This is a genomic window from Streptomyces sp. SBT349, assembly GCF_001083795.1.
Lineage (GTDB): Bacteria > Actinomycetota > Actinomycetes > Streptomycetales > Streptomycetaceae > Streptomyces.
This window is the reverse complement of the sequence record NZ_LAVK01000566.1, coordinates 1-2,811: the sequence shown is the minus strand read 5'-3', so window position 1 is coordinate 2,811 and position 2,811 is coordinate 1. Positions and strand designations below refer to the sequence as shown.

General features: G+C 72.7%; 2 protein-coding genes. Both read left to right on the top strand.

The window, feature by feature from the left end; all coding sequences use genetic code 11:
- Window positions 1-25 precede the first annotated feature (25 nt).
- Complete coding sequence (locus ADY01_RS34640) at window positions 26-1,063, top strand: alpha/beta hydrolase (RefSeq protein WP_049580760.1); 1,038 nt, start codon at window positions 26-28, stop codon at window positions 1,061-1,063.
- 211 nt (window positions 1,064-1,274) lie between these two features.
- The coding region (locus ADY01_RS34635; RefSeq protein WP_049580759.1) for a Rieske 2Fe-2S domain-containing protein at window positions 1,275-2,811 on the top strand (1,537 nt) is incomplete at its 3' end.

The window sequence follows — 2,811 nt, the reverse complement described above, 5'->3', positions numbered from 1 at the left end:
CCCCCACCCATCAGGGAGTTCCCCCGTGCCGACGCTTCCTTCCTCCTCCCCCGCGGGCCCGCCCGCCGAGCCGCCGTCGACGCCGAGCAGAAGACGGGCCGCCGCGACCCTCGCCGGCGCCGGACTCCTGGCGCTGGCCCCCGCCACCGCCGGGGCGCGGGCCCGTTCCGGCCCCGAGGCGCCGACGGCCAGGGCGCGGCTCGTCTCCGCCACGCGCGTCAGCGAGCGCTACCTGGACCTCACCATCGACTCGCCCGCCCTGGGCGGGGCGGGCCACGCCCGGGTCCTGCTGCCGCCGGGCTGGGACGCCGAACCCGCCCGCCGGTGGCCCGCCCTCTACCTCCTCCACGGCTGCTGCGGCGGCCCCACCGGCTGGCACGCCTGGCCCGGCGCGGGCCTGGAGGAGATCGTCGGGGACCGGCCCCTGCTGGTCGTCTGCCCCGACGGCGGCCCCGCCGGCTTCTACTCCGACTGGTGGAACGGCGGTCGGTACGGCCCTCCGGCCTGGGAGAGGTTCCATCTCACCGAGCTGCGGAGGATCATGGAACGGCGGGTGCGCGCCAACGGTGAACGCGCCGCCGCCGGGCTGTCCATGGGCGGGATGGGCGCGCTGGTGTACGCGAGCCGCAACCCGTCGTTGTTCCGTTCGGCCGCCTCCTTCAGCGGCGTCGTCCGCACCCACGCCTCCCCCGCCGTCGTCCAGAACATCGTCAGGGGCCAGGGCCTCGACCCCGCCGGGCTCTGGGGTGACCCGACCGCCCAGGCCGCGGTCTGGGCCGAGCACGACCCCTACGAGCTGCTGCCCCGGCTGCCGCGCGGATTCCCGGTGTTCATCAGCGCGGGAGACGGCACTCCGGGCCCCCTCGACCCGCCGGACCGCGGCCCGGACAGCCTGGAGGCCACGCTCGGGACGATGGCGCACGACTATGTCGCGCGCGCCCGCGCCCACGGGCTGAACGTCACCGCCGACCTCTACGGCCCCGGCACCCACACCTGGCCCTACTGGACCCGCGCCCTCTCCGGCGCCCTCCCGATGCTCGCCGCCTCCATCGGCGCCGGCTGACCCGGCCGGGACCGAGCGGCGGCCCGGCACGGCACGGCGCACCCCGAAGCGCCGTGCCGCGCCGGGCCGGACCGGGCCGCAGCGGGCCGCCCCACCCGCCCGGCGGACCTTGATCACCCACCAGGCGCACCTTCGGATGCGCATCCCGGAGAGAGAGGGACACACTTCGTTTGTCTTACATATCCGACAAACAGGTGTGAGGTGCTTCAGTATGCGCGTGACCGGCCTTGGGCATGCGGGGCTGTTCATTGAGACCGCCGCGGGATCGGTACTGTGCGATCCCTGGGTCAATCCGGCCTTCTTCGGCTCATGGTTCCCGTTCCCCGACAACACGGATCTGGACTGGGCGCACTACGGCAGGGCGGCGAACTACCTCTACGTCTCCCATCTGCACCGGGACCACTTCGACGCCGAGAACCTGCGCCGGAACGTGCGCAAGGACGTCACCGTGCTGCTGCCCGCCTTCGCCACCGACGAGCTGGAGCGCGAGCTGCGCGGACTCGGGTTCACGGACTTCCTCCACACCCAGGACGGGACCCCCGTCGAGCGCGACGGCCTGCGCATCATGATCACCGCCCTGACGGGTCCGGGCGACGGCCCCATCGGCGACTCCGCGCTGTCGCTCGACGACGGCGAGACCGTGCTGCTCAACCAGAACGACGCGCACCCGCTGGCCATCCCGGCCATCCGCGAGTTCGGCGAGGTCGACGCCTACTTCATGCAGTTCTCGGGGGCGATCTGGTACCCGATGGTCTACCAGCTGCCGGACGCCGCGAAGCGGGAGTTCGCCGCCCGCAAGCGCAAGGGCCAGTTCGACCGCGCGCTGCGGTACATCGACGCGGTGCAGGCGGCGCACGTCTTCCCCAACGCGGGCCCGCCGTGCTTCCTCGACGACGAGCTCTTCGAGTTCAACGGGACCGGCCGCGACGGCGAGAGCATCTTCGTCGACCAGCGGGAGTTCCTCGAACAGCTCGCCGAAGCGCGGCCCAGCGTATCGGCGCACCTGCTGCTGCCGGGAACGGTGGTGGAGTCCCAGGACGCCTCCTGCAAGCCCAGCCACCGCTACACCCAGAGCGAGATCGACCACATGTTCGGCAACAAGCGGGAGTACCTGCGGGACTTCGCCCGCGGACAGCGGGCCACGCTCGCCGCCGAGCGCGCCTCCCGCGCCCCCGCGCTGCCGCCCGAGCGCCTGGTGGCCGAGCTGAAGAGCTGGTGGGAACCGCTGATGGCGCGCGCCGACCGGATCTGCGCGGGGATCGGCGCCCCGGTACGGCTGAACGTGGACGACGTCTCCCTCGTGATCGACTTCCCGGCCCGGCAGGTCCGGCCCTGGGACGGGGAACGCTGCCGCTACACGCTGTCCACCACCGGCGACCTGGTGGCCACCAACATCGCCGGCCGCGAGGTCGACTGGTCCAACAGCCTGCTGCTGTCGCTGCGCTTCACCGCCAGCAGGATCGGGCCGTACAACGAGTTCCTGTACGTGTTCCTCAAGTGCCTGTCCATGGAGCGCGTCGAGTACGTGGAGAACTACTACGACTCGTGCGAGGACGACGACGAGGACATCGAGACCGACGGCTGGCGCATCCAGCGCCGCTGCCCCCATCTGGGGGCCGACCTCGGCCGGTTCGGAAGCATCGAGGGCGAGGTGCTCACCTGCGCCCTGCACGGCTGGCGCTACGACCTCCCCACCGGCCGCTGCCTGACCGCGGACGGCCACACCATCCGCGCGGCTCCCCTCACCC